Below are 6998 nucleotides of genomic sequence, written 5' to 3' on the forward strand. Positions count from 1 at the left end.
CCCCACGACTCCCCAAGCTGCTGCCATGCGGTAAATTGCTCGGGCGTCACCCAATTCACCACAGGCAGATGTTTCGGGGTCGGTTGCAGATATTGTCCCAGGGTTAAAATGTCGCACTCCACAGCGCGTAAATCTTGCAGCACCTGTTGAATTTCTTCATCGGTTTCCCCGAGTCCGAGCATGATGCCCGATTTGGTGTACAACCCCGGTGCCAGTTGGCGCGATCGCCGCAATAATTCCAAACTGCGCTCATAGTTGCCTTGGGGACGCACTCGACGATACAGGCGCGGCACGGTTTCGGTATTGTGATTAAGCACTTCCGGTTCGGCTTGCAAAATCACCTCTAGGGCTTGCCAATTCCCACAGAGGTCTGGGATTAACACTTCGATGGTGGTGCCGGGGGAAGCGGCCCGAACTTCCTCGATACAGCGCCGGAATTGGTCCGCACCGCCATCGGGCAAATCATCCCGATTCACCGAGGTAATCACTACATGATTCAGCCGCATTCGTCGCACTGCCTCCGCTAACCGCACGGGTTCTGTGGGGTCTAAGGCTTGGGGCTTTTTCTCAAAATCAATATCGCAGTAGGGGCAGGCACGGGTACAGGCTGGCCCCATAATCAGGAAAGTCGCCGTCCCGTTGTGAAAGCACTCTCCGATATTGGGACAGGATGCCTCTTCACAGACGGTATTGAGGGCTAAATCCCGCAATATTTCCTTAACGTTGCCGACGCGCTCCCATTGCGGGGCTTTGACCCGCAGCCAATCTGGTTTTACACTCACGCTTACGCCCTAAAATTTTTTTAAAGACTTCACTCTTATCATACCGGCCTAGCGCACAACTCGCTCGCTGGTGCGATCGCCCTCGCTAACCCTTGAAGCAATCATCTGCCAGAAACTACTTGACAATTCTGGCTATGAGGACATAGACTGGTAAATGGTCATAAATTACGGGATGTGGCGCAGCTTGGTAGCGCACTTCGTTCGGGACGAAGGGGCCGCTGGTTCGAATCCAGTCATCCCGATTTTGGGTTATGGAAATTCTATCTGGGCAGGTTAACCCATCCAGTGTTAACGGCCTTTTCGGTTGTCGGCGATCGCTTCAGATCGTCGGCAACTCTTTTTTTAGGGCGATCGCCATTCTAAAATTCTTTCGGTCGAGATAATTCTGACAAAGCGCCTTTTTGTTGTCAGGATGATGAGAGAGTTAACTGTGGATGCGCTGAACGTGGCTATTGAGAATCAGATGAATGTCATCCGGCCCGAAACCTTGCAAAGTCTAGTTCATTTGCAATCTAAATATCAAGGGTCTGTGGACTTGCTTAAATTAAAACAGTGTTTGCGGCAAGACCCCTATGGATGGGCCGATGATAAAGTCAATAGTTATATCGATAAAGTCAAAGAATCCATTGAGTTGCGATCGCGTATTATCAAACTGGTTAAACGACACTTAGAAAATGCCCGCTTAGAACTCGCTGGGGTAGAAGCAATCCATGCTTTATATGTGAGTTCCTATCCCCACCATTTTATTCCCTTAAAAGAAATGCACGAAATTTTAATCGAACTTTCGTCTCCCCTCACGGGATATTTAGGCCGAATTAAGGCAAGCGATTGGCGTAGCGATCGCTTTTACTATTTGCGAGACTTATCCCTCTAGGTTTCTAAACCCCACCCTTGAGAATTCTGGCGCTAAATTTTGACGGGAGACCCGAATCCTCAAAGGTGAAAGTTTTTCCAGACTTAACCCTCATAATTCCAATGGAAAAAATCGCTCGATATCGTGGATGTCTTCTCGGTTTAGCCGTGGGTGATGCGGTAGGAACTACCTTAGAATTTAAGAAACCGGGGACCTTTACCCCCATCACCGATATGGTAGGCGGGGGAATTTTTCATCTCAAACCCGGAGAATGGACCGATGATACTTCAATGGCTTTATGTTTAGCAGAAAGTCTGATTGAAAAACAGGGGTTTGATCCGGTTAACCAATTAGAAAAATATTTACAATGGGAGCAAACGGGCTACCTCAGCAGTACCGGAGAGTGTTTTGATATTGGAAATACGGTGCAACAAGCCCTAGGGCGATTTCAAGAGACGAAACAACCCTATTGTGGGGCGACAGATCCCAGGAGTGCAGGGAATGGTTCTCTGATGCGGTTAGCACCTGTTCCCCTATTTTATGGGAATCATCCTGATGTGGCGATCGCCACTTCAAAAGACAGTTCACGCACCACCCACGGTGCAGCTACCGCAGTCGATGCTTGCCGGTATTTTGCCGGATTAATTATTGGTGCAATCCAGGGTTGCAGTCAGGCAGAATTACTGTCTTCTCATTACAGTCCAGTTCCCGGATATTGGCAAAAACATCCCCTCGTTCCAGAAATTGCTGAAATTGCGGCGGGTTCTTTCAAAACTCGCCAACCGCCAGAAATTCAAGGGACGGGTTATGTGGTTAAGTCTTTAGAAGCTGCATTATGGGCTTTTTATCACAGTCAATCGTTTGAAGAAGGCTGTTTATTAGCGGTTAATTTAGGGGATGATGCAGATACAACCGGGGCAATTTATGGGCAGATTTCCGGGGCTTTTTATGGAGAATTGGGCATTCCGGAACGATGGCGGCAACGGTTAGCTTATGCAGACTTAATTATGTCTTTGAGCGATCGGTTGTTTGAGATGGCAGAGTCTAGGATTAGTCTATGAAGTTAATGCCCGGAAACGACTAAATTCGTTTCTGGCGCTTCCCTTTTAAACTTACTCCGGTGGCCCTTTTGTTTCGGTGGGGTCAGGGATCAAGGGTTTCTTGCCTCTAGACTAGGGAGAGGTCCATCCATCAGAATATATATCGAATTGTTAAGTTTTATTAAAAAGCCCCTATTTCATCAGAACGGTAAAATATAATACAGAAATAGAGGGAAAGGCAAAAAAGCGGTCCCTCTCCCAACTTTAGTAAAGCCACTTAATTTAGAACAGGAACAAAGATATGAAACTAACTTATCGCGGAATTGGCTACGATTCGGAACCCCAGAGCTTTAATCTGATGGAGGGAGAAATTGGTGGGAAATATCGGGGGAATGATTGGCAAGTGCGCTATCCCCGGCATATTCCTGTCCCAGCGACTCTACCGGAGTTAACCTATCGGGGGGCTCACTATAATTCTGGGGAAGGTGTCACTACCCCAGTGCCACAAGTAACCCCCAAGCCTCAGCAGGTGAGGACCCTCATGGATGCTCAACCGGCGAACAAGGTGATGGAAGAGGTTGCCAAACTGCACCGTAATAACATTTGTCGGAGTTTAGAACGCCGGATGCAAGCAGCCCGGATGCGGGGGAATGAAGACTTGATGGAACAGCTACAACAGGAGTCGCAACAGCTCACCTGCTATCCTTATTAAGCCTCTCTAGGGGTTGCGCCGCAGCCAGATTCCGCGCAACCCAGCGGCGATCGCCCCTTGATAATCATCACGATAGCTATCGCCAATGTGCCATGCGTCTGACGCGACACAGCCATGTTTTTCTAAACCCGCCGCAAAAATCGGCGGGTTTGGTTTTGCGGCCCCCACGACGGTAGAAATGGTGACGGACTCAAAGAATTGGGCCAAATTCAATGCCTCTAGGACGGAGTAGAGTCGCGAGTCAAAATTTGACAAAATGCCCAGTTGAATGCCTTGAGCGTGCAAGGATTCGAGGGTAGGGCGGACATCCGGATAGACAAACCAAGGGTCAGCGGTGGCAAAGTAATCGTACAGGGGCTTAAAGAAAGCTGAAAAATCGGCAAACTGGTGGAAGACACCGGCGCGTTTGAAGGTATCCGAGGCGATCGCCACCCACCACTGAAATTCCAGGAGAGGAATCTCAGTTTGCGGGACTCCTGGAAATGCCGCCTGTTCTGTGGCGGCAAAACTGTCGAAAAATGCCTGATTTAACAGGCGATCGTCAACCTCTACCCCAAAGCGACGGGCAAAATTTCCGTAAGCTGCACCGACACTGCCACGCACTCCGAAAAGGGTACCGGCGGCATCGAAAAAAATCACCGAAGGTTGCGACATCAGGTTAGGTTAACGGGGTAAACCGGATTGAGAGAAAAACTCACGCACAGGCTGAGTAATCCAATTTAAGCCGACTTTAAGCTGATGGTCAAATGTGGGCATCCGATACAGATAGGCCAAACGCCGCAATAGGTGGGCCATTTGACCATCCAATTTGACGCCCAATCCGGTTAAGGTGGCATTATCGATACCCAAGGTCATCATTTCTCCTAATCCTTGATATTCAAAGGGGAGAAGGGGGCGATCGCTCAGGGAGGCCCAGATATTCCATGCGGCATAATCAGCTTGCTGCATGGCCGATTGTGCTGTTGTGGGGACAGGTTGTCCGTTGGCATCAAGACTATAGGCGAGGTCCCCGATCGCCAATAGTTCCGGATGGTTGATCGCCTGTAAGGTCCGCGTCACTTCAATTTGACCCCGTTCAGTATGCTTGACGGGGAGAGATTTTACCACAGAAGCTACTTGGGTTCCGACGGTCCAAATCACCAAATCCACGGGAATCGGGTCTACTTGTCCTCGATATAACAAGGAAATAGTGTCGGGGGTAATTTCTTCCGTGGTGGTTTCTAAATCAATCCAAATTCCCCGTTCTTCTAGGGCTTTTAGTGCTGCCTCACGGTTAAATTCGGTGGAGGTTTGCAGAATTTCTGTCCCCTTTTCAACCAGGCGCAGACGACCTCGGTTTTGGAGGCGATCGGCCAGTTTACAAGCCAATTCCACCCCGGAATATCCGCCACCGACAACCGCGATGCGGATTTTATCTTTGTCGGACGCTTCTAAGAGGCGCAATCGTTCTTCCAGACGATAGGCATCAGCAATGGTGCGGAAGGGGAAGGCATAGTCGGCACATCCGGGGACTAAATCTAAGGGAGTTTCTCCACCGAGGGCCAAGATTGCGCGATCGTAAGTGAATTCCATCCCATCCTCTAAATGGACCTGTCTGTTTTCGAGGTTGATGTCAGACACGGTGCCTTGATGGAAGCGCACTCGGGTATTTGCCAACAGTTCCGAAAACGGTGGTGCAATTTCCCAGGATTGCAATTCACCAGTGAGCAACTCGTAGAGAAGGGGGGAGAACAAAAAGCGATCGTTGTTATCAATCAAAACAATCTCGGGGGTTTCTGGCGGGTTCCAGGGTAACTCGCTCAAGCGCAAAGCGGCATACAGACCGCCAAATCCGCCGCCGAGGATACAAATTTTTGCTTTTTCTGTCATAAAAGTGGGCGATCGCGTGGGTTAACAAGATAGTCTTTTCCACGATAGCAGGGGGATAGGCCAGCGTGGGGCAACCGGAGGGAATTGAAACCATGAGAATCACGTCTTGCGGCATGAGTCTAGCCCTTTCCTCGGTCTTTTGTCCCCCGGGGGTTAAATCATGGAGCAGGTTGTCTTCAATTTCCGGAGCAACCGATATTTTCTCCGCAATAAAATTATAGGCGCTAGAACCAATTGCCAGCGTCTTTGTACCCTTAATTTGCCCATCCACTCTTTAATTATGACCGTAACTAACGACAAGCCTAATTCCATTTTTCTGGACATTGACAAGATTTGCCCCCTCTCAGAAGTGGCGAATAATCAAGTTTTAACGAATGAGATTCAGCAGCGATTAACTGAATTGGAATTACTCATTCCTCCCGTTGATGGTGTTTTTGGGGAACTGACCAACGCCGCTTATCAACGCTTTCAGGACCTTAACGGGATTGAAGAAGAACAAGAAGCTCTCGGTCCAAAAACCATTGCAGCCCTGATGAATGTTCAGGCTCAAACTTTATCGGTCCCCAGAATTTCCATACAAACCATCACCAAAACAATTTTAAAAACTTTACCCCTGCAATCTTCTGTACTCACAGCCAATGAGATATTTAGTGTAGAAGCGGGTCAAAGTTTTACGTTAGCTAATTATGAGCCGGGCCATCGCGGTCATTATCGCGTGACCTTACAAGAAGCGATTCGGGGCAATCGAGTCTGGTATGCCTTTGAACAACACGTTCAACTGATTGAAGGAAACCGCACCCTGACTCAACCTCAGCAACCGGCTGCATCGGTGCGATTAAATGTGCCTTTTAAGTCTCAGTTGGATAACTATTACAATCCCAGCGGCGCTTGTAATGTTACATCGATCGCCATGTGTTTGGAATATCTAGGCGTTCCCCGCTACGACAGTCGCTATCGCCAAATGGAAGATGAGTTATATCGTTGGTGTCTAGATCGCGGATATTCCCGCCATAACCCTGAACATTTAGCCCGTGTTGTCCGAGACTATAAACGTAAAGATGACTTTACCTACTGGGGAACCATCGAACGCTGTCAAAACCACCTACGCGGTGGCAATCCCTGCGTCATTCATGGTTATTTCACTAGCTTTGGTCACATTATTGTCTTAGTCGGTTTTGACGCCAACGGATTTATCGTTCATGACCCTTATGGCGAATGGTTCCCGACGGGTTATCGAAATGATAGAAACGGTGCCTATCTGCACTACTCCTACAACTTAATCCGCCGCACTTGTATTCCCGATGGACAGTTTTGGGTTCACTACATTAATCGTTAAGCCAACTCTTTTACATCGGATGAAACTTCAAACACGGAATCAAAGATTTCCGTGTTTTTTTTATGGTTAATATTTTAATGAATAACCGGCCAGACTTGCAGCAATTTATAGTAAATTTGATTCATAACTGGCGTTGGTTTTTTTAAAATTGAGAGGCTATTTCTATCAGGCAATTTTTCAGTGTATCTGTTGATTTCATCTGGGTTATCATCAGTCTCAATGGGCTAATTTTTTAATTTTATACGGAATTCGGTTGTCAAAATAAAAACCCGCACCCGTCAACGGTGGGGCGTTTGCGGACGAAGCCCGAGAAGCGCGGCGTCAAAGCGAAAACCGACTTTTACCAACCGGATCAGGAAAAACTGGCTCTCGAACGTGCTTGAAGGCATCCTCTGCTTTAAAATTA

The 6998-nt window shown here is 48.1% G+C and carries 7 protein-coding genes and 1 tRNA gene; 5 read left to right on the forward strand and 3 right to left on the reverse strand.

What is annotated here, in order from left to right; all coding sequences use genetic code 11:
* The coding region (lipA, locus tag J0895_RS05665) for a lipoyl synthase (protein ID WP_207087142.1) at window positions 1-782 on the reverse strand (782 nt) is incomplete at its 3' end.
* Between the two features lie 168 nt (window positions 783-950).
* On the opposite strand from lipA, the gene J0895_RS05670 reads away from it, so the two are divergent.
* From J0895_RS05670 to J0895_RS05685, 4 genes are all read left to right on the forward strand, one after another.
* Window positions 951-1024: transfer RNA gene (locus J0895_RS05670), tRNA-Pro, on the forward strand.
* A 170-nt stretch (window positions 1025-1194) separates the two neighbouring features.
* Window positions 1195-1656, forward strand: coding sequence for a hypothetical protein (locus tag J0895_RS05675; RefSeq protein ID WP_207087143.1), 462 nt, complete (start codon window positions 1195-1197; stop codon window positions 1654-1656).
* Window positions 1657-1757: 101 nt separating this feature from the next.
* Complete coding sequence (locus J0895_RS05680) at window positions 1758-2696, forward strand: ADP-ribosylglycohydrolase family protein (RefSeq protein ID WP_207087144.1); 939 nt, start codon at window positions 1758-1760, stop codon at window positions 2694-2696.
* Window positions 2697-2976: 280 nt separating this feature from the next.
* Window positions 2977-3387 (forward strand): DUF4278 domain-containing protein, encoded by a 411-nt coding sequence (locus tag J0895_RS05685; RefSeq protein WP_207087145.1) that lies wholly within the window; start codon window positions 2977-2979, stop codon window positions 3385-3387.
* 6 nt (window positions 3388-3393) lie between these two features.
* Here J0895_RS05685 and J0895_RS05690 read toward each other — a convergent pair whose 3' ends face one another.
* On the reverse strand, window positions 3394-4041 hold the full coding sequence (locus J0895_RS05690) for an HAD-IA family hydrolase (RefSeq protein ID WP_207087146.1): 648 nt from the start codon (window positions 4039-4041) through the stop codon (window positions 3394-3396).
* A 9-nt stretch (window positions 4042-4050) separates the two neighbouring features.
* Window positions 4051-5256 carry an NAD(P)/FAD-dependent oxidoreductase gene (locus J0895_RS05695; RefSeq protein WP_207087147.1) on the reverse strand — a complete coding sequence of 402 codons (1206 nt, stop codon included), beginning with the start codon at window positions 5254-5256 and terminating at the stop codon, window positions 4051-4053.
* A 280-nt stretch (window positions 5257-5536) separates the two neighbouring features.
* On the opposite strand from J0895_RS05695, the gene J0895_RS05700 reads away from it, so the two are divergent.
* Complete coding sequence (locus tag J0895_RS05700) at window positions 5537-6592, forward strand: C39 family peptidase (RefSeq protein WP_207087148.1); 1056 nt, start codon at window positions 5537-5539, stop codon at window positions 6590-6592.
* Window positions 6593-6998: the final 406 nt, after the last annotated feature.

The organism is Phormidium pseudopriestleyi FRX01 (assembly GCF_017313335.1).
GTDB lineage: Bacteria > Cyanobacteriota > Cyanobacteriia > Cyanobacteriales > Laspinemataceae > Laspinema > Laspinema pseudopriestleyi.